Below are 19,423 nucleotides of genomic sequence, written 5' to 3'. Positions count from 1 at the left end.
TTGTAAGAAGTGAGTGATGAAATTGAATCACAATTATGTGGAAGTTAAGTATCCAGCCATTTTTCGTGATGAAGGCACCTACTGGGATGTCCGTTTTCCAGACGTTCCGGCCGCCCAGACCTTTGGGGCGAGTGTCCAAGTTGCTGCGGACAATGCGGCTAACGCGTTGGCTATTGCGCTCTTTGAACAATCACTACCGGCGGCGTCGGACCCGCAGTACTGGCGGTTAGCATCAACGGAATTTGTTGTTTGGATCACGATGGCGGATGTCCAATTTGGTCCGGGCGCTGATACACCAGAACCAATGAACTAATGCGTATAAGCGGCAAACGGGTCGGCACCTGATTAGTGTGTCGGACCCGTTTTCTTATTTTATGAAAGAAGTTGAGGAACCTTGCCAATCCAGCCACTAATCTTTGATACGGCCATTGCGAAGGATAAGCCAGAAAATATCCGGCACCCGCACAATGCCTGTCCTTTTTGCGATCCGGGCCAGTTGACTGATATTATCGCGCAAGATGCAGATCGTATCTGGCTATTGAATAAATTTCCAACCTTGCAAGCTACCTGGCAAACGATCGTGATCGAGGCGGCCCGCCATGATGGCGATATTGCTACTTACTCATCCGCACAAAACCGCGCTGTCTTCGCGTTTGCTCTGAAGCACTGGCAAGCCACAATTGCGAGTGGTCGGTTCAAATCGGTGTTGTGCTATAAAAATTTTGGCCCACACTCGGGTGGAAGTTTACGGCATCCACACATGCAAATCGTTGGTTTAATGGCCGCCGATGGTTACGCTAACGTGACAGCAGCCAATTTGACTGGGTATTCAGTGTTGGCGGTCGATCAGGTCCAAGTGACTGTTTCTGATCGGCCTATCATGGGATTTGTCGAAATCAACGTTGCTGCTCCAGCTACCGCGATTGCACCGTTAGCCGATGCTGTGCAACAGGTCGTCCAGTATACGCTAAATACGTATTTTCATGGGCAGTGTGATAGTTATAACCTATTTTTCTATCCGCGGGATGACCAGATTGTTGCCAAAGTGGTCCCACTATTTAATGTCTCACCATACTATATCGGCTATCGGCTGGCACAAGCAGATACGCCAAAGCGAATGCGCGCCATCGCTGAGGAAATTCGGCAACATTTTGAACGATCGAATCTGGCTCACTCAAACTAGCTAATAGGCCGAACAGCCCCAAACGACGGAAAAGGCCCCCAGGAATCCTTTCGATTCTCGGGGGCCTTCACTTTACCGTTCACGTGTATGATTAATGGTGACGCAATTGCGATTAGTATCTGGTTGCGGGGTGGTCAAAAGCAACCGGTCAAGTCGTGGGGGAACATCTCTCAGCAGTAATGTCAGTGATTAGTTATGGTTTTCAATGCTGGACGGCCCTTCGCCGGGCATAGCCGTAAAGACTCAGCAAGGCGATCAATGTCAGCAGGCCACAGCTACCGAAAGTAACGGCAAACCCCACCCGTTGAATTAACCAGCCAATCAGAGGAAAAGCGCTGATCATCGCTAAACTAAAGACCATGCTGGCAACGCTCAGTAGGGTTGCCCGTTGCCCGTTTGGAATCAGCTGATTGTAGTAGTTGGAAAACAGTGGCTCAATCAGTGCCATCAAACTATTGATGACTAAATAGATGAGGACCAGTAGACCGATGGCGTGACTAAATGCGCTAAGTAGGGCCATAATCATGCTTAGGCAGAGCCCGTAAAGTAACTGATGTTGGGTTTGATGTCGCTGTAGCCAAGGTGTCAGTTGGATCGCCACAATATTGAGGGCCATACTCGCAATGAGGATCGTCGTGATTAGTCTCCCACTAAAGTGCTGAGCAGTCATCACTGTTTGAAAGTAATAGTAATAAGTTGTTCCGAGTGCCGAAAAGAGCGCGTCAAAGATCATTAAAAGCCGTAAACGACGTTGAGTCACTAACAGATGCGCGGCAGCACGAAGGATCGTTCGTAACGACGGTTGTGCTGAATGAGTCTTGGTCAACTGGCGCTGGGGAACGCGCAGTCCACTGATTGCCAGAATGGCAATGAGCGCTGCCGCTAAATAGACCCAGTACGTCACTGAAAGATGCTGGGGCATTAACCAGCCAGCCAACACGACACCCAACGTATCGGCCACTTCGATTGTCGTGTTGAGAATCGTCGTGACGCGTGGATAATGTTGCGTGGCCTGAGTATTGACGAGATTGTCATATTGTGCCGCTTCAATCGTACCAGACTGGAGATTATACGCCCAGGCTTGTAGGATGAATGCTAGGAGAAACCAGCCGAGACTGTGAGCCGTCAACATGATGAGGGCGTGTCCGATAGCCATCAGGCGGCTAATGATCAGGACAGGCCGATAACCAAAGCGGTCGGCGATAATGCCGGAGGGAACTTCTGAGAGAAAACTAGTCAGATGAAAAACACTTTCGCATAGCCCTATCTCAACGAGTGATAGGCCTTGTTGCTGTAAAAAGATCACCCAGAGGGTGTTGATACCAAAAAAAGCACAGGCCGCATAACCATAACTGAGGGTTAGGTTACGACGGGTAAGTGGTGATAACATATTGGACTCCTTTAGCGGCCACGAGCGGACAAAAAAAGACGACCCATTGTCGTCAGCTGCTCGTGACTTCGCAATGGCTAGTGGTCATTCAACTTGGAAAAAGCGCAGACTGCGCCCCTGACATAACCATAACTGCAAAAATTGTGCGCTTAAGGTTAATCCAAGCTAAAAATTTAGCCAACACGTCATTCACCACTTTCTAATAATCTCATTTTCTTATCATAACAATACCATATCAATTTCTGACTGACAACTGATACCGATAAGTTTGAATGCCTGATATTAGTTGTGATTGTGGTATGATGTTAAGTAAATGAACAAAAGTGGAGGAATAATCATGCAAAATTTGATTCCAGGAGACATGTTGGAAGTTAATCAAAAACTTAAGTGGGAATTAGACGCGGGAATGACTGCGGATGAAAGTAGCGTGATTAATGAAGCTGTGCTGGCGGGAACTCAGTACTTCGTCGATGAGGCCTTAGAAGGTAGTTACTGGACAGTTAAGTGGGCTGCAGATGGTCAGACTATCGAACTCTATGGGACAACTGGCACCGTCGTTGGCCGCATTAAACCGCTGTCTGCCACGTTAGAAAATGATTTTCGACAGGATTCACAAGGCTTATTTATCCGGATTGAAAAAGAGGTCGCAGTGATTGTTCGTGATAACTAAGCCGAATTGAGTAATGAGGTGATTAGCATGTTTGATCAAGATGAAGAACGGTTTGCAACGCTAGGGTTAGCCGCCAAGCTACCGAGCGCGGTGATTGATGGCATTTGGGATATTATTGATCAAAATCTAAAGGGAGTCGTTCGCCTGCCACGGGTCCTGCAATTTGCCCTGATCGCACGTAATGGGCAAGTCACCGTGGCCTTTGATGCGCAGCACGATGCCATCATGGAATTCGATTTACCAGTCAATTACCAACGGGAGTTTCCCGAGACGGTGGCAGTCTTAGACGATGGTCAGTATCAGACCATGATGTTGATGGACGAACTCTCCGTCTGAACGCAGCGATTATTCAATGAGCTGAATACGAGGAAACTCGTCACTTCAGGTCGGCGAATAATAATCGCTTTTTGATTGGTGGTCTTTAACTGGGCAGATGCGCCTTAAATTTGTATAATTAAATAGATGGTGTGAGGTGTGGTTTTGCGATGTCAGGTTCCGGTTGCTAATCAAGGAGGCCGCGTTGTTCACGTAATTCTCACACCGGGATCAGAGAAAGGTGTGTGTCTAATGGCGAAAACAGCAGTGTGCATTGTCGATCAACAACGTTACCAAGTTGTGGACGGTATGCGATTAGAAGAATTGGAAACTAGTTTGCGGCAAATGATTTTAAAAGATTTTCCGCAGGCCCATAATAGCAGTTTCATTTGTAGTGAGCATTTCGTACATTATCGCTTAGCAAAGATGGATGCGATGATCGAGAACGATTATCAACAAAATGATAAGGTCAATGCGCAATTATCTAAGATTCTCGCTAACCACACGTATCGGGTCGTCGATGTTAATAGCGAGCTGGAAAGTTCATTGACATTTGGTCAACGGGTCGCGGATGGGGTCGCACGGTTCGGGGGGAGCTGGGCGTTTATCATTTCGTTTGTCGTGGTGATGCTCGTGTGGATGTTGCTCAACGTCTTACCAATTTTTAGCCATCATTTTGACCCTTATCCCTTTATTTTATTAAATTTATTTTTAAGCATGGTCGCAGCAATCCAGGCACCATTGATCATGATGAGTCAGAATCGGGCAGCTGAGTATGATCGGCTACAAGCGGCCAATGATTTTAAAGTGAACTCGATGTCTGAAGAGGAGATTCGGGTCCTGCACTCGAAAGTCGATCATTTAATTCAACAAGATGAACCAAACATGCTTGAAATCCAGAAAATGCAAACACAAATGTTAGGTGAGATTCAAGCACAAGTCAATGAATTACGACGATTGCAACCGCGGCGACGTCGCAATCAAAGTTAAGGTGGCTGATTGAGTAGTTAACCAAAAAAACTGAGCGCCTGGAATTTTCACATTCCGACGCTCAGTTTTTTGGTTAACCGTGACCGCACAACGGCATTCAACGGCACTCGTCAAGATTGCCAACGGTCAGTGGCACTATTTATATTTACTTTCTAAAGCACTCATCCAGTACCCCAGCGCGATTCCCACAGCAAGAGCTATGGCGCTGAATAGGTAGGTACTGAGTGTGGCATGCGCATATGAGATACTCTCAGCCGCATATGGATTCGGAATCAATATCAGCATGGTACTAGCCAGAACAATACCTAATATGAAATGGTAGACTCGGGAATGAAACTTCACTAATAGGTGATCCATCAACTTCGAGAACAACGCCATCGCCAGGATGCCACCGATGGCGATCGGTAAGTAGACGCCTACGATATCTAGTCTTTTAAAGCCCGTCAGCATGGGTGTGAAAAGGCCTAAAATAAGTAGCAAGTTGGAAGGACTCAGTCCCGGCACTAAGACGCCCAAGGCAATCAGCGCTCCCGCAACGATGAAACCACCAAAGTTAGCGGGCAAGGTCCCAAACAGCTCACTCATAAAGTAAAGTAGGCCGGCACTAATAATGAAGGTCCCGAAGAACCAAACTCCGTCGAGCCAGTCACGTGGTGCCCGACTAGTCGCAGTTTTCATCAGGGCTGGTAAGGTCCCGATGATGGCCCCTGCGAACCCCCAGAGAACGATCACCTGAGCGTGTGCGAGTAAGTATTCCAGCGGGGCGGAAAGCAGGGCAATCCCGACGATGCCTCCTAATCCGACGGGGACAAAGTACCAGAAGTCCCGTTTAAAGTTACGACGGAAGTGGGCCATAAGGCCCAACAGTCGCTCGTAAATGCCGAGAATGGCGGCGAGAACCCCACCTGAGACGCCCGGTAAAATAAAGCCGAGGGCGATGACGACGCCCTTGAAGAATCGTTTCCAGAAAGTATCAGTTGTTTTAGTTGGCATAAGTAAACTCCTTTAGCTCTAATGACTGGTATTCCAGTAATAATCAAAGTAATTAAAGATACCAGAAAAAATCCTGCATGGCAATTAAAACCCGTTTTTTACGGTTTCCTTCGGTGGCAAAAGTTGCACGGCGGATTATTTTATCATAAAATGAATGGACGTGAAAAAATCTGTATTTTTATGAAAATTATTATCAAATTGGATTAAAGGAAAGTTGAGGTCATATGGAAAATCAGCAACTTGCCCGTAAACTAAAACGCCGTCACGTGCAGATGATTGCGCTTGGTGGCGCGATTGGAACCGGGCTCTTTTTAGGCTCCGGTTCAGCGATCAAACAGGCGGGGCCGTCGATCTTGTTGGCTTATGCCATTGGCGGTTTCTTCTGTTACTTGATGATGCGAGCACTGGGCGAGCTATTATTGTCGGATACGCGTTTACATTCGTTTCTAGAATTCATTAATCGATATTTAGGTAAACGTTTCGAGTTTGCCATTGGGTGGACCTATTGGCTCTGCTGGATCAGTTTAGCTATGGCTGACTTGACTGCTAGTGGTATCTACATTCGTTACTGGTTTCCGTGGATCCCGCAGTGGGTGACACCCTTAATAATTATTTTGATTTTATTAGTATTCAATATGCTCTCCGTCAGTGCGTTTGGCGAACTAGAATATTGGTTTTCGATGATTAAAGTGGTGGCTATCATTGCTTTGATCGTGACGGGGGCTATCTTGATTGGTTCATCGGCCCATGTCGGTGGGCAAACGGTCTCGGTGACAAATTTGGTCAGTCACGGGGGCTTCTTCCCAACAGGCGTCCAGGGCTTCTTGATGTCGTTTTCGCTCGTTATCTTTGCGTTTACGGGCATCGAAATGGTCGGAATTACAGCTGGGGAAGCGGAAAACCCAGAAAAAGAATTACCACGGGCCATCAATAGCTTACCCATTCGAATCTCATTCTTCTACGTGGGCGCTTTATTCGTGATCATGGCAATTTATCCTTGGGATCAGATCACGACCAGTCAGTCACCCTTTGTGCAAGTTTTCAGCGACGTTGGGATCAAAGCCGCGGCCAGCATTATCAACTTCGTGGTTCTGACCGCGGCGCTCTCGGCTTGTAATAGTGCCATCTTCAGTACGAGTCGAACACTATTTACACTTGCGCACGGTGACAACGCGCCGAAATGGATGGGAAAGGTCAATCGTTACAACGTTCCCGCCCGCTCATTGTTATTCTCATCATTGATCTTACTGGTGATCGTGGCGTTGAATTACGTGATTCCAAGTACCGTCTTCACGTTGATCTCTAACGTGGCAACGACCAACTTCATCATTGTTTGGTGTGCCTTGTTGGTGTGCCATTACGTTTACAAACGAACCACTGACAGTACGCATAATCCGTTTAAACTGCCACTGTTCCCTGTTTCCAACATCGCGACCTTGGCCTTCTTTATCGCGGTGACGGTCGTCTTGTGCTTTGATAAAGTCAACCGTTGGGCAGTCATCGGTTCAGTCGCTTGGTTCGTCATTTTATTAGTCATCGAACGAAGTATGCATCGCACCGTTTAAAAACGATAATTGTAATCACCGGTCATCAGTCTTGGTAAACCCAATTAGTTTACCAGCTAATGGCCGGCGATTTTTGTAAGGTGCAATAATCCCCCCTAATAGTGCATTCTATTCTATAATTAAGTCAAACATCATGGACGTTGCTGACGACCACGTATCAGCCGTGACATGATTATTGGGGAGGGGAACAGTATGAATTATCGCAACTTGCTCGTATTACCACTTGCCGTCTTGTTGGTCGGCTGTTCATCACCAACACACCAGGATTCCAAATCAACTAGTCAGACGACCACGAGTGCCAAGGCAACGGTTAGCAGCACCCAAAAGAAGGCTAAGGCTACCAGTAGTACTAGTAGTCGGTCTCAAACCGCAGCCACGCGCTCGTCTAAAACAGCGCGTGAGCGGGCCGCCAGCGCCGCTAACAAGTCGGTCACCCAGCCCACGGCTACGAACCGGCTGGCAGCTTTGAATCAACAATTGACTAAGACGTTGGGAAAGCAGGCACTCGTTCCACAAGTCGATGGGTTAACTAGTGGCAGTTCGAAGTTGAACATGCGCTATTCAGGTGACGCGGCCAATTACACCATCCATTATAGTGTGGGTCAGCAGGCCCAGCCATTCAACGCGGCAGCCGTGGCGGATGAAACGGCTTATGCGACTGTCACTAAGACGACCTATGCGACAACTAATGCCGCGGCCCAGCAGGTGGGTTATCGTGATAATAAATCCACAGCAGGGCTGCCAACCGTCGATCTTGGTCATCAAATCACCGCGCATATCGACGCGGGTGCTGGTCAACGATATATCATGTGGAATGAGGGCCGCTGGTCGTTGACCGTGCATGCGAACATGATGCACGAAGATGCGGGCGTCGCGTTAGCTAAACAGGCCGTCGCTACTTTCGAGCAGGTCTACTTACCAGCACCACAGTCGGTCGGCGCCATCACTTTTGACGCGATTTCGTCAGGCTCTGGACCTTTAGACCAAGTTATCCAATGGCAAGCTGGTAAAGTGGTTTATCAAGTCAAGGCTCAAGAGATGGCAACGGCTATCAAAATGGCTGCCAGTATGCAATAATCAATAACTAGTTTCTACGCTCGTTAAATTAAGCAGTGAGCTGACAAACAAAAGTAGCAGCGTAATCAGCCAGAGATGGCTAGTACACTGCTACTTTTGTTGGTTAGGCGTTATTTTCATCTCATTCGACTGCCAGCTGGTGAATCGCGACTATTGATCAGTCGGAGATTGGTGCAGTTGTTGTTCGATGGGCTGCGTCGCTTTTAAGATAAGTGCTTGGTCACTCAGCGAGATGATACGGTGGTGGGTGATCACGGCAGAATCAGTTAATGCTTGGTAAACAGCCGCTGCAACCACCCAACAAGTATCGGTGTCGTAATCACGCGCATGCAGTAAATCATAACCGTCACTCATATCTAGGTAGACTTGAAAGCCGATACCTAGCCGCGCCTGTAATCGCTTCGCATAGCGTTGATAAAGCGCGCGATTGGCCTCGGGGTCGGGGGTCGGACCAATAATCCGTTCACCGAGTTGTAAGTTCGGCACTAAGCGCACTTGCATGTCAGCGCCTCCTTTGCGTTGAAAATTATAACCCTATTTTAGTCTAATCCATTCATGAAATAAAGGCACTAATCAGCCGCAGTTAAGGTGATTAGTGCCTTTATACGCATTCAGTTAAGCTAAGAGACGTAATAGTAGCCACCCGGCAACGCCAATTAACAGGGCGTAACCCAGACCTGGTAGTAGTGTTTTACGTAAGATGGCGCCTTCTTGACCACTCAGGCCAACGACTGAGCTGACAGCAACGATATTATGGACACAGACCATGTTGCCGGCTGCCGCACCGACGAGCTGGGCTGCCAAGATAATCGTGGGCTTCAAACTCGCATTGGCCGCAATATCAGCTTGAATTTGTGCAAAAGTCAGCGTCGAGACCGTGGTACTACCAGTTACGAACGCCCCTAATTGGCCAAGAAATGGTGCCATGATGACCCAAACACCAGCTAGATAGGTCGCGATAAACTTGGCGATATACATTGGCATGCTGGGTAGGTTGGCCTGATTCAAGCCAGAATTAGTGAAGACTTGAACCATGATCAGGGTAACACCGAGGGCAATTGCGGTGTTGCCCATCGAACGGATGACCGAATGGGCAGTTGGTAGTAAGGGCTTTAATGAACGGGCTTGTACTAGTAACCCAATGATGGCCGCTACCGCCAAGATTGTCCCTGGCGAATAGAGGAGTTCCCAATCAGAGTTGATTTGACTATAACCTAGAATGTGGGACCACGATAAGTTAGCATAACGGGTCAAAACCTGTTTGATTGGTGTCACGACCCGGCTAGCGAGTAATAGCACAACGACCAACAGGTAAGGAAACCAAGCGGTCATCAGGTTCATCGGACTAGGCGCAGGCGTCTGGTCTGCCATCCCGTTCGTCCGCCATGGCGTCAACTGGCTCGACTTTGGTAACAACCAGTGCAATCGGATCGTGATGATGGCAATAACCAGCGTTCCCAGCGGTGCGATGATTGAAACAAATTCATAACCCACTAGCCAAGCACTGAGGAGTGCCAGTAGACTGTAAACGAAACCGATCACTAACGCCCAAGGTAAGACGGAAAGCCAGCTTTTCAAGCGGTGTGCCTTAGGGCCAAACCACATGATGAGAATTAAAATGAGCACCGCTGGCATTAGCGCACCAACGAATAAATCGAGTTGCGTGATGCGCAGGCCAATCAAGTTCAAGACGGATGCTTTTTCGGTCACATTACTCAGTCCCACGGTCAATGGTGTTCCAACGGCGCCGAACGCTACGGGGGTCGAGTCAGCCACTAAGGCCAAGATAACGGCCGCCATGGGTGAAAAGCCGAGTGCAATTAGTAATGGTGCAGTGACCATCGCTGGGGTCCCGAAGCCCGAGACACCTTCAATCAAGCCCCCAAATAGGAAGGCTACCAAAACGGTTTGTAGCCGCATGTCAGCAGACAAACTTTGAAAGCCCTGGTTAATCCGGTCGATTGCACCAGTGGCACGCAAACAGTTGAGCATGAGTAAGGCGCCAAATAAGATCCATAAGATGGGGAGGGCTTTATGAATCGCCTGCAAAATTGAGGCGGTGAGGACCGTTGGACTAATCTGCCAGAAAAAGTAGCCGGTAATAATCACCACCAGAGCGCTAATGGTCATTCCACGGGTCGCGGATAAATTCAGGCCCCCGAGAAGAATCAGTGGCAGGATGATTGCAGCACTTGCAATAAAAATCATGGTCGTAAAGCCTCCTTAGATGGTGCCTAGTCGTTTGACTGTGCTCGTTTGAAATAATACTGACCGTAGAGCGTGACCAGCGTAACAATCAGAGAAATCGCCGTTAAGGGCCAAACCATCCCTACTAGATAAGTGTTCTTCAAAGCGGTTGAAGCTGGATTGAAGAAATTGAGCAAGTTTAATTGTCGAAAACTGCTAACAATTACTAAGAGGCCGAAGAAACACAGTTGACAAAGCAGGCCCCCATAAGTGGAAAAGCGATATTTATGAATAATTGCGAGATCTGGATCATCAACCTCAGTGGCATAAACGCTAGTATTAATGGCTGGGTTTTCAAAACCGACGTACAACGAGATCAGGAGCAAACCGGCAACGTATAAAACGGGTTGGGCCGTGGCAACTAACAAATGGCCGACAATCAAGCCACCGCGCGCAATCGTGGTGGCACGATGTAAGTCATGCCGTCCCAATAATAAATATAGTGGCCGGCCGGTCTCAAAGCCCAACAAATAGATGGCGAAGACCAGGTACATCCCCATTTTGCCAAAGACAAAGACACCGAAGAAACTATTAAACAGTAGGACAAAACTCAGTAAAAAGCCCCGATCAACGATCCGTAGTTTGTTAGCCGGCATGGATTGCCAATCAGCAGCTAGTTCTAGATTTAGTAGAACAATGGCCACGACGATAATTCCTAATACGGCCGGTAGTGCGATTTGTAGGCTCGCCTTACGAAGTAACGTCAGTAAACCAATCGCAGCAAAGAAGACGATAAAGACCACAACGCGCCACGGCTTGATGGGACGTACTTGGGCCATTTCGTGTTGATCGTAAAATGCGAGCGAAAACTGACTCAACAAACGGCCAGCAGGCAACGCAATGATAAATAGTAGCGCCAGTAGGATAAAGGCAAGCCGGTAACCCCAGTTCAGCGCAAAATCTAGCACAAAGAGAATGCCGAGAACTAAGAAAATTAACCAGTAAATTTTCTTTAACTTAAAATCCGTCTGCGCGGACAAGTGTAACTTGAACGTCAAGTAATAGGGCCAGATGTTGGCGGATGTATATCCTAAGAATAGGGCCCCAGCCAGCACGGCCACGATGTTAGCCGTCAAACTGAACAACAAGCTACCAAGCGCACCCAGCCAGAGGCAAATGAGCAAATAACTACTAGCCTTGAGGTTTAGGTGTTTAGTCCCAAAGACGCTCGCCGCCCGGGCCACGTAGAAGACCACGATCGCAGCTAAGTAATTCGCGTTGTGGGTCTGCTGATACTTAAAGAGAATTAGAACGTAGGGCAGGACAATACCGACGTTAGCCAAGAAGTTAAGCGTCGCGACAGAGAAGTCCAACCCAGAGTTTCGTAGACGAGTCAAAGATAATCACAACCATTTCGTTAGTTTTTCTAGGCCTAGTATACCAATTAATGCACATAAATGGTGTTAAAAGGTATGTTTAGGCACTTTTACCTGTAAATTGAGCGCCGGGATACGTAGATATATTTAAGCCAATCGTATAATCTTACTTTAACCAAATAAATAAAAAAACAATTCTTACCAGGAACGTCACACTTCTTTCATATTTATTCACAAAAAACATAAAATTCTTATTTATCATTATCCACATAATTTAAATAATGAATGGGGTCATGTAGATATGATTTATGCACAAATATTAGCCGGCGGTAAAGGAACTCGTATGGGCAATGTTCCGATGCCAAAGCAATTCTTGCTGCTTGCCGACAAACCAATCTTAATCCATACCATCGAAAAATTTACACTTGAAAGTCGCTTTGATGCCATTTTGGTTGTCTGTCCAGCCGATTGGGTCAGCCATACTGAAGATATCATTAAAAAGTACATCACCGATGAGCGCGTTCACGTTGTCGTTGGTGGGGCCGACCGTAACGAAACACTAATGAGTGGAATCAACTATATCCAAGATCATTACGGGATTCAAGACGATGATGTTGTTGTTACCCATGACGCAGTTCGGCCGTTCATCACACAACGTATCATTAACGACAATATCGTCGCCGTTTTAGAAAATAAAGCAGTCGATACTGTCGTCCCAGCAATCGATACAATCGTCCGCGGTGCTAATGATCAGGTGACCGATATTCCGGTTCGTTCCGAAATGTATCAGGGTCAAACCCCTCAAAGTTTTCACATCAAAACATTGATCGACTCATATAACGCACTCAGCTCCGAACAAAAGGCATCACTGTCTGATTCATGCAAAATCTGCTCGCTGGCTGGTCAAAAGGTTAGTTTAGTACGTGGTGAAAATTACAATTTTAAAATCACAACGCCGTTTGACTTACGCGTTGCATCAGCATTAGTAGAAAAGAGGTCATAAGATGTTAAATCAAGTTTATCGCTTAGTAAGTCCCCGTCAATTTGAAGTTGAAACGGTCGCCGAAGAGGTAGACGCCGATGATTTGATCGTGCGGCCAAAGTTCTTATCGATCTGCCATGCTGACACGCGCTATTTCTTTGGCCAACGCTCCCAAGCCGCATTACGTGCTAAGCTACCAATGGCGCTGATCCATGAGGCCGTGGGTGAGGTCGTTTATGATCCTCGAAATGAGTATAAGCCTGGGACGCTCGTCGCAATGGTGCCTAATACGCCCGTTAAGAAGGATTCAATCATTCAGGAAAATTATTTACCTTCTTCAAGATTCCGTTCAAGCGGCTACGACGGCTTTATGCAAGAATATGTTTGTTTACGACGCGACCGCGCAATCACCGTGCCAAGCGACTTCGATCCACACATGGCCGCATTCATTGAGATGGTCTCGGTCGGCGTTCAAGCATTAACCAAGCTTGAAAGTACCATGGATGAGGACCAACGGGTTATCGGTATTTGGGGCGATGGTAACTTGGGCTATATTACAGCGACTCTGGTTAAGCAAATTTTTCCAGACAGTCAGTTGCTGGTATTCGGTCGGCATCAATCCAAGTTAGATTATTTCTCATTTGCAGACAAAACTTACCTGGTCGATGACATTCCAGCCGATGTCAAGGTCAGTCAGGCCTTAGAATGTACCGGCGGCCAGGGCAGTGAAGCAGCGATTCAACAAATTATCCAGCATATTCAACCGATGGGAACTGCCATTCTAATGGGAGTCTCTGAAAACCCAGTCGGTATCGATACCCGGTCTGTCCTTGCAGAAGGATTGACGTTACGAGGCGTCAGTCGCAGCAGCCGTGAAGATTTTAAACGTGCCGTTGATATTTTATCCTCCAGTCCAGTCACTCGCGAACGGTTGCAAAATTTAGTTGGCTACGTTCAAAAAGTGAGTTCCATTCAAGACATTACCAACTTCTTTGATAGTGCACTTACTAATTATTGGGGCAAGGAGGTGATGGAATGGGACGTCTAAAGACGGTAAAGCTCGTGTTACTACACACGAGCTTTAATTTATTCTATCAATTTTTTTATAAAGTGTTTGGCCCGAAGAAGGGACGGATCACACTTGCCACGATGCGCAGCGGTCAATTAAACGACAATTTGGCAGCTCTTGAGCAGGGCCTAAAAACTGCCAACGTTAAACCGGTTACTGTGTTTTGCTATCATTATGACCGCACCCTGGCTGGAAAAGTGGGCTTCTTGCTCGCCTCCATTAAAGCGCTATACGTGATTGCCAGGGCTGACGTCTTTGTGATCGATGATTACTTTTTTCCACTTTACGCAATTCACAAACATGATGATAATCAAGTGGTACAATTATGGCATGCCATTGGTTCATTGAAAAAGTTTGGCCTCAGCTTACCGAATGCTGATCAGAGCGTCATGAAGCCGCACACAAATTATGATTGGGTCTTGATCAATGCAAAGTCTGATCAGCCTGCTTATCTAGATGCCATGGCTATCAATCAAGATCACGTCATTGCCACTGGATCGCCAATGGTCGACTCGTTGCTTAATCGACAACCACAACAACCGCGGCTCGCCGCCCGTCGTATTCTATACTCACCGACTTATCGGCAAGGTGTCCAGGGTAAGCAGCAAGTCATGGGATATGTCAACAACATGATTGCGGCCTGTCAGCAGCTGACCGGTCCATGGGAACTGTACATTTCGCTGCATCCGTACTTAAAACTGTCAGCGATGACGCTACCATCCAACGTGCATATCTTCCAAGATGCTGAGCGGGTTAAGACGCTGATGCCAACGATTGATTTATTTATAACCGATTATTCGTCATTATCATTGACGTTTAGTTATTTTGAACGACCAATCATTCTGTATACGCCTGATTATGATGATTATATGCAAACATCCGGATTCTATGTCGATTACTATCAATATTTGCAAGCACCGCACTTCAGCAAAGCGGCGCGAGTTGTCGATTTTATTAATCAGGAAGTTGATCATATGGATCTATCTTATGTACATGAATTAAAGCAAAAGACATTTCCACATCAAGATGGGCATAATACCGAACGGGTCGTTCAATTTGTTGAAAAATTAGCAGGGGGAGAACATTAGATGATACAACGACTAAAACGAATCGCGCGTCGCATCGTATACGGACGGAATCAACCGCAATATACTCGTAATCGTGAACTGGTTGAGGACGCACAAACGACCAAGGAAGACGTTGATTTTCTAAATACATTGCGAATTGAGAAAGATGCCGAATCATTGATCAAACGTCAAGTGACTAAGCTGGAATTCAACAGTTCTTACTTAGTGATTGAGGGAATGGCGTGGTTTGAAAAGTATCCCGAACAAGATACTGAACGAATTATTAAAAGCTTAATTTTGACTAGCAAGACGAATGAAGAATTAGAAATTCCGTTGATCAACGTTCGTGGTCAAAACGCTGATTTTCCATATGCCGGGTATCATGGTGACATCAACTTTTCGACACTCAGTGAGGGTAAACCGCTAACGCCAGGCACTTATGAAATCAAGATACAATTAAAACAGTATCTAGGTAATGGTTGGATTATCAGACGAACCTCCATTGGTCAAGTGGTGGAAACACAGCAAGACTTAAATTATACGACTAAAATGACAAGCTATTCAGCGAAAAGCAATAAGTCATACAGTCTAATTTTTCGGTATAATTTAGCCGCCCAAGCCTTAAAGGTCACTTCATATAAACTGAGTGATGTCAACCCGCTTGAAAATGAGTTTACTGAAGATGTCGGGTTAGATAGTGTAGCGATGCGTGCCATTAAACGCCGGGCGCTAAAACTCTGGTATCGGTGGTACTGCCTTCAACCGATTCATAAGAAACAAATTTCATTTGTTTCCGATAGTCGGGTGACAATCTCCGGTAATTTCGAGTTTATCTACCAGGAATTAAAACGTCGCAATACTGATTTTAAGATTTCATTCTATTTGAAGCCAAGTATTAAAACCAAAAAATCCTGGAAAGAGGTTCGAACGTTGGCTAAAGCGTTGGCTACTAGTCGCTATGTGATTTTAGATGACTTTTACCCACTAGTTTACCCATTGCATATCCGGGAAAATGCGGATTTGATTCAGGTATGGCATGCGGTCGGTGCCTTTAAAACATTTGGTTACAGCCGGTTGGGGATGCCTGGTGGTCCTAAGGTTCAATCGTTAAATCATCGCAATTACACCAAAGCCTTGGTTTCTTCGCATAACATCGCGGATAAATACGCGGAAGGATTTGGAATTGCGCCGGATAAGATTCAGCCGCTAGGAATTCCGCGGACGGATATCTTTTTCGATGAGCCCAAGAAACAGGCAATCCGGGAACGGCTCGCGCAAGATTTGCCATTCATCAAGGGCAAAAAAGTCATTCTCTTTGCCCCAACATTTCGTGGCAATGGTCAGCAATCAGCATACTATCCCTTTGAAATGTTGAATTTTAGAGCAATCTACGAAGCGTTACACGAAGATTACGTCTTTTTACTGAAGATTCATCCGTTTGTGCAAAACAAACCAACGTTACCATATGAATATTCGGACTTCTATTACGATGTTTCTGATTATCGTGAGATCAACGATTTATTACTCGTTGCTGACCAATTAATCACTGACTACTCATCAGTTTGTTTCGAATACGCACTACTGAACCGGCCAATGATTTTCTTTGCGCCAGACTTAGCGGATTACATGCAATCCCGGAGCTTTTACTTCAACTACTTTGATTTTATTCCTGGTAGTTTAGCGGAAAACACGGGTGAGTTGATCAACCAGTTGCAACATCCACAAGTTGACCAAGCTAAATTGGACGGCTTTGTGAACTTCTTCTTTGATGATCTAGATGGTAAGTCGACAGCTCGTTTCGTGGATGCGCTTGAAAATAACTTCGAGGATCCGAACGCAGCTGAGTTAGAAAATAACGACGGTCTCGCCATTAGTGAAGATGGTAAGATTATCCCTGATTGGGGTAAAAAGGCTAAATAATATGTTAAGATAAAGCAGTCAGTCACATCATTAGCGCATTTACAGCGTTGATTGTGTGACCGACTGTTTTTGCTAGGAAACTATAGGAGGAATTGATCATGTCACAAATTACGACACGGCGGCTCACCACTGCTGACGTGAACAAACTACAACAAATCAGTATTGAAACCTTTAAGGACACGTTTGGTGCACAAAACACCTCTGAAAATATGGCCGCATACTTACAAGATGCATATAACTTGCCCAAGTTAACCCATGAATTAGCGGAACCCGAATCACAATTTTATTTTGTTGAACGAGCCGGTGAATCATTAGGATACTTGAAATTAAACACCGGTGCGGCACAATCAGAAGCAATGGGTCCAGACACTTTAGAAGTCGAACGAATCTATATCCGAAAAGCTTTCCAACACCAAGGGCTCGGTAATCAATTTATGCAACAAGCGATTCAAATTGCTAAAGCTGATCATAAGCAGAAGATCTGGCTTGGTGTTTGGGAGCATAACGAACCCGCGAAGGGCTTCTATGCGAAGTGGGGCTTTGAACAATTCAGTGCTCACGATTTTGTGATGGGGGACGATCGCCAAACCGATTTGCTCATGATCAAGTCACTGACCCAAGACTAAGGGCAGTAAATGCTTTTGAGTGAACTGCTTTTACAAGTTTAGAATTAGTCGCTGTCTGTGGCGACCAGCAGATTACAAATTTATTTACCCCTTGTTTTTTACGGGAAAGGGGCTTATACTGATAATCAATCGTACGCGATTGAAAGGAGCATCCGCATGACACCAGAAATTGACCTTGCTAATCAACTTTGTTTTAGCATATACAATGCCAATCGGTTATTTAACAAATTTTATGTCGAAGCGTTAACACCATTCAAACTGACTTACGCACAGTATCTCGTATTAATGGCATTGTGGGAACACGACGACCAGTCATTACACGAGTTAGGTCAGGTTCTGCGCTTAAGCAGCAACACCTTGACACCGCTTTTGCGACGCATGGAAGACGCAGGGTGGTTGCAGCGCGAGCGACCGGCAACAGATCGGCGCCAGTTACTCATTCATCTCACGATGCAGGGTAAGCAACAACAAGCACCAATCGAAGCCGCGATTGCAACTTGTATCAGTCGCTACCACCTGACTGTCGATGAATATCAACAAGCACTGGCCCTGAACCAGAAGATTATTACCGCATTATCACAGGATTTGGCCTAAACGGGCCTTTTTATTGACCATTTCAATCTCGTGCGACTGAAATATAATTTTAGGAGGAATCTCTAATGGCAGATTATGACACAATTTTTATCGGTAGCGGGCACGCAACGTGGCATGCGGCAGTGGCCCTAGCACATGCGCAACATAAGGTAGCAATCATTGAAGAAGATACCATCGCCGGGACGTGCACTAACTTTGGCTGTGATGCTAAGATTCTGTTAGACGGTCCCTTCGAGCTGACTGAACAACTCAAACAATATCAAGGGATTGGCGTCAACACAACGCCCACCATCGATTGGTCACAGTTGATGGCCTATAAGCAACAAGTCATTCAACCTTTATCGGTACAAATGACGGCCGTCTTCAAACAATTGGGGATTACAATTATTACCGGTCATGGTGAGCTGACTGATACCCACACTGTTCAAGTAGCGGACAGCACGTATACAGCGGATACCATCGTCATCGGGACCGGACAACGACCAGCCAAGCTGGCTATCCCGGGTGCGGACCTGATGCATGACAGTCGTGATTTTCTTGACCTACCAACCATGCCTAAACGGTTGACCTTAATTGGTGCTGGAATCATCTCGCTGGAATTTGCCAACATGGCCGTGTTACTAGGGTCAGAAGTGCATATTATTGAGTTTGCCGATCGAGCACTACCCGCATTTTATTCAGAACACGTTAAAAAGATGATCACACATCTACAGGCAGCCGGGGTGCACTTCCACTTTGGCGAAGCGCTTAGCCAAGTGACTAAAACGGCCACAGGGTTAATGGCAACCACTGCCAGCGGCCTGAAGATTGAGAGTGATGATATCATTGCGGCCACTGGTCGGATTCCAAACATCGAACACTTAGGACTAACGAAAGTTGGCATTAAGACCGACCGGCACGGCATTATCGTCGACGACCATTTGCGGACAAGCATTCCAAACATTTACGCCAGTGGTGATGTCATTAGTAAGACTTTGCCGAAGCTAACCCCGACCGCGACCTTTGAATCTAACTACATTGCCGGCCAACTGCTTGGTAGCACTGCCGCCATTGATTATCCGGTCATTCCAGCGGTCGTCTTTACGCTACCAAGAATCGCCCAAGTCGGTGTCAGTGTCGAGGCTGCCCAGCATGATACTGAACACTTTCACGTTCAAGCGCTGCCATATGGTAAACTGTTAGCCTTTCAGTATCAAAACGAGGTCGACGCTGATTTACAATTAGTCTTTGACCAAGAGAATTACTTCGTCGGTGCCTCAATCTATGGTAATGGCGCACCAGACCTGATCAACTTACTGACCATGATTATTGCTGATCACGTCTCCGCCACAACGTTAAGTCAGAAGATTTTTGCCTTTCCAAGTGCTTCAGTGGGGATCATTGATATGTTGACACCACTACTACACCATGACTAGTTAT

General features: G+C 46.4%; 19 protein-coding genes. 14 read left to right on the top strand and 5 right to left on the bottom strand.

The features are described 5' to 3' along the window. The first annotated feature begins 22 nt into the window (after window positions 1–22). Together ACWQAU_RS04080 and ACWQAU_RS04075 are read left to right on the top strand one after the other, a co-directional pair. A complete protein-coding gene (locus ACWQAU_RS04080; RefSeq protein WP_013355535.1) occupies window positions 23–313 on the top strand; it encodes an RNA-binding protein in 291 nt (96 codons plus the stop codon). Window positions 314–394: 81 nt separating this feature from the next. Further along, window positions 395–1,183, top strand: a complete 789-nt coding sequence (locus ACWQAU_RS04075) for a DUF4931 domain-containing protein (RefSeq protein WP_013355536.1) — start codon at window positions 395–397, stop codon at window positions 1,181–1,183. Window positions 1,184–1,385: 202 nt separating this feature from the next. Here ACWQAU_RS04075 and ACWQAU_RS04070 read toward each other — a convergent pair whose 3' ends face one another. Further along, window positions 1,386–2,573, bottom strand: coding sequence for an MFS transporter (locus tag ACWQAU_RS04070; protein WP_027821450.1), 1,188 nt, complete (start codon window positions 2,571–2,573; stop codon window positions 1,386–1,388). Window positions 2,574–2,910: 337 nt separating this feature from the next. On the opposite strand from ACWQAU_RS04070, the gene ACWQAU_RS04065 reads away from it, so the two are divergent. The 3 genes from ACWQAU_RS04065 to ACWQAU_RS04055 all read left to right on the top strand — a co-directional run bounded on the left by ACWQAU_RS04065 (window position 2,911) and on the right by ACWQAU_RS04055 (window position 4,548). Further along, complete coding sequence (locus ACWQAU_RS04065; RefSeq protein ID WP_003644404.1) at window positions 2,911–3,243, top strand: hypothetical protein; 333 nt, start codon at window positions 2,911–2,913, stop codon at window positions 3,241–3,243. 27 nt (window positions 3,244–3,270) lie between these two features. After that, window positions 3,271–3,579 carry a DUF960 domain-containing protein gene (locus tag ACWQAU_RS04060; protein WP_003640531.1) on the top strand — a complete coding sequence of 103 codons (309 nt, stop codon included), beginning with the start codon at window positions 3,271–3,273 and terminating at the stop codon, window positions 3,577–3,579. Between the two features lie 231 nt (window positions 3,580–3,810). After that, window positions 3,811–4,548, top strand: a complete 738-nt coding sequence (locus tag ACWQAU_RS04055; protein WP_079111792.1) for a DUF1003 domain-containing protein — start codon at window positions 3,811–3,813, stop codon at window positions 4,546–4,548. A gap of 135 nt (window positions 4,549–4,683) precedes the next feature. Here the strand turns inward: ACWQAU_RS04055 and ACWQAU_RS04050 are convergent, their stop codons facing one another. Next, window positions 4,684–5,541 (bottom strand): DUF368 domain-containing protein, encoded by an 858-nt coding sequence (locus ACWQAU_RS04050; RefSeq protein ID WP_027821451.1) that lies wholly within the window; start codon window positions 5,539–5,541, stop codon window positions 4,684–4,686. A gap of 224 nt (window positions 5,542–5,765) precedes the next feature. On the opposite strand from ACWQAU_RS04050, the gene ACWQAU_RS04045 reads away from it, so the two are divergent. Beyond that, window positions 5,766–7,106: an amino acid permease gene (locus ACWQAU_RS04045; RefSeq protein WP_027821452.1), complete on the top strand. Its 1,341-nt coding sequence runs from the start codon at window positions 5,766–5,768 to the stop codon at window positions 7,104–7,106. Window positions 7,107–7,298: 192 nt separating this feature from the next. Beyond that, on the top strand, window positions 7,299–8,183 hold the full coding sequence (locus ACWQAU_RS04040; protein WP_027821453.1) for a hypothetical protein: 885 nt from the start codon (window positions 7,299–7,301) through the stop codon (window positions 8,181–8,183). A gap of 150 nt (window positions 8,184–8,333) precedes the next feature. Here ACWQAU_RS04040 and ACWQAU_RS04035 read toward each other — a convergent pair whose 3' ends face one another. The 3 genes from ACWQAU_RS04035 to ACWQAU_RS04025 all read right to left on the bottom strand — a co-directional run bounded on the left by ACWQAU_RS04035 (window position 8,334) and on the right by ACWQAU_RS04025 (window position 11,767). Further along, complete coding sequence (locus ACWQAU_RS04035) at window positions 8,334–8,684, bottom strand: hypothetical protein (RefSeq protein ID WP_027821454.1); 351 nt, start codon at window positions 8,682–8,684, stop codon at window positions 8,334–8,336. A 114-nt stretch (window positions 8,685–8,798) separates the two neighbouring features. Next, a complete protein-coding gene (locus ACWQAU_RS04030) occupies window positions 8,799–10,391 on the bottom strand; it encodes an L-lactate permease (RefSeq protein WP_079111793.1) in 1,593 nt (530 codons plus the stop codon). Between the two features lie 26 nt (window positions 10,392–10,417). After that, a complete protein-coding gene (locus tag ACWQAU_RS04025; RefSeq protein WP_079111794.1) occupies window positions 10,418–11,767 on the bottom strand; it encodes a hypothetical protein in 1,350 nt (449 codons plus the stop codon). Window positions 11,768–12,047: 280 nt separating this feature from the next. Here ACWQAU_RS04025 and ACWQAU_RS04020 point away from each other — a divergent pair, with 280 nt between their 5' ends. The 7 genes from ACWQAU_RS04020 (at window position 12,048) to ACWQAU_RS03990 (ending at window position 19,419) form a co-directional block, all read left to right on the top strand. Further along, window positions 12,048–12,749 (top strand): IspD/TarI family cytidylyltransferase, encoded by a 702-nt coding sequence (locus ACWQAU_RS04020; RefSeq protein WP_003645042.1) that lies wholly within the window; start codon window positions 12,048–12,050, stop codon window positions 12,747–12,749. Window position 12,750: 1 nt separating this feature from the next. Then, window positions 12,751–13,776, top strand: coding sequence for a ribitol-5-phosphate dehydrogenase (locus ACWQAU_RS04015; RefSeq protein ID WP_003645041.1), 1,026 nt, complete (start codon window positions 12,751–12,753; stop codon window positions 13,774–13,776). Continuing rightward, window positions 13,764–14,885, top strand: a complete 1,122-nt coding sequence (locus ACWQAU_RS04010) for a CDP-glycerol glycerophosphotransferase family protein (protein WP_011101562.1) — start codon at window positions 13,764–13,766, stop codon at window positions 14,883–14,885. The genes ACWQAU_RS04015 and ACWQAU_RS04010 overlap by 13 nt, the downstream gene beginning before the upstream one ends. Then, the gene (locus ACWQAU_RS04005) at window positions 14,886–16,784 is read left to right on the top strand and encodes a CDP-glycerol glycerophosphotransferase family protein (RefSeq protein WP_027821456.1); all 1,899 of its coding nucleotides are present in this window, start codon (window positions 14,886–14,888) and stop codon (window positions 16,782–16,784) included. Between the two features lie 98 nt (window positions 16,785–16,882). Further along, entirely contained in the window at window positions 16,883–17,410 is a 528-nt protein-coding gene (locus tag ACWQAU_RS04000; RefSeq protein ID WP_027821457.1) for a GNAT family N-acetyltransferase, read from the top strand. A 156-nt stretch (window positions 17,411–17,566) separates the two neighbouring features. Next, the gene (locus ACWQAU_RS03995) at window positions 17,567–18,004 is read left to right on the top strand and encodes a MarR family winged helix-turn-helix transcriptional regulator (protein WP_079111795.1); all 438 of its coding nucleotides are present in this window, start codon (window positions 17,567–17,569) and stop codon (window positions 18,002–18,004) included. A 65-nt stretch (window positions 18,005–18,069) separates the two neighbouring features. After that, window positions 18,070–19,419: a dihydrolipoyl dehydrogenase family protein gene (locus ACWQAU_RS03990; RefSeq protein ID WP_053338896.1), complete on the top strand. Its 1,350-nt coding sequence runs from the start codon at window positions 18,070–18,072 to the stop codon at window positions 19,417–19,419. The last annotated feature ends 4 nt before the right edge of the window (window positions 19,420–19,423 follow it).

This window comes from Lactiplantibacillus sp. 3062 (assembly GCF_055413545.1).
This window is presented reverse-complemented; position numbering and strand designations above follow the sequence as displayed.

What these genes read in the sequence shown, in the direction of transcription:
- ACWQAU_RS04040 (WP_027821453.1), top strand. Translation starts at nt 7,299, where the DNA reads ATGAATTATCGCAACTTGCTCGTATTACCACTTGCCGTCTTGTTGGTC.
- ACWQAU_RS04045 (WP_027821452.1), top strand. Translation starts at nt 5,766, where the DNA reads ATGGAAAATCAGCAACTTGCCCGTAAACTAAAACGCCGTCACGTGCAG.
- ACWQAU_RS04010 (WP_011101562.1), top strand. Translation starts at nt 13,764, where the DNA reads ATGGGACGTCTAAAGACGGTAAAGCTCGTGTTACTACACACGAGCTTT.
- ACWQAU_RS04030 (WP_079111793.1), bottom strand. Translation starts at nt 10,391, where the DNA reads ATGATTTTTATTGCAAGTGCTGCAATCATCCTGCCACTGATTCTTCTC.
- ACWQAU_RS04035 (WP_027821454.1), bottom strand. Translation starts at nt 8,684, where the DNA reads ATGCAAGTGCGCTTAGTGCCGAACTTACAACTCGGTGAACGGATTATT.
- ACWQAU_RS04000 (WP_027821457.1), top strand. Translation starts at nt 16,883, where the DNA reads ATGTCACAAATTACGACACGGCGGCTCACCACTGCTGACGTGAACAAA.
- ACWQAU_RS03995 (WP_079111795.1), top strand. Translation starts at nt 17,567, where the DNA reads ATGACACCAGAAATTGACCTTGCTAATCAACTTTGTTTTAGCATATAC.
- ACWQAU_RS04070 (WP_027821450.1), bottom strand. Translation starts at nt 2,573, where the DNA reads ATGTTATCACCACTTACCCGTCGTAACCTAACCCTCAGTTATGGTTAT.
- ACWQAU_RS04055 (WP_079111792.1), top strand. Translation starts at nt 3,811, where the DNA reads ATGGCGAAAACAGCAGTGTGCATTGTCGATCAACAACGTTACCAAGTT.
- ACWQAU_RS04065 (WP_003644404.1), top strand. Translation starts at nt 2,911, where the DNA reads ATGCAAAATTTGATTCCAGGAGACATGTTGGAAGTTAATCAAAAACTT.
- ACWQAU_RS04060 (WP_003640531.1), top strand. Translation starts at nt 3,271, where the DNA reads ATGTTTGATCAAGATGAAGAACGGTTTGCAACGCTAGGGTTAGCCGCC.
- ACWQAU_RS04050 (WP_027821451.1), bottom strand. Translation starts at nt 5,541, where the DNA reads ATGCCAACTAAAACAACTGATACTTTCTGGAAACGATTCTTCAAGGGC.
- ACWQAU_RS04005 (WP_027821456.1), top strand. Translation starts at nt 14,886, where the DNA reads ATGATACAACGACTAAAACGAATCGCGCGTCGCATCGTATACGGACGG.
- ACWQAU_RS03990 (WP_053338896.1), top strand. Translation starts at nt 18,070, where the DNA reads ATGGCAGATTATGACACAATTTTTATCGGTAGCGGGCACGCAACGTGG.
- ACWQAU_RS04020 (WP_003645042.1), top strand. Translation starts at nt 12,048, where the DNA reads ATGATTTATGCACAAATATTAGCCGGCGGTAAAGGAACTCGTATGGGC.
- ACWQAU_RS04015 (WP_003645041.1), top strand. Translation starts at nt 12,751, where the DNA reads ATGTTAAATCAAGTTTATCGCTTAGTAAGTCCCCGTCAATTTGAAGTT.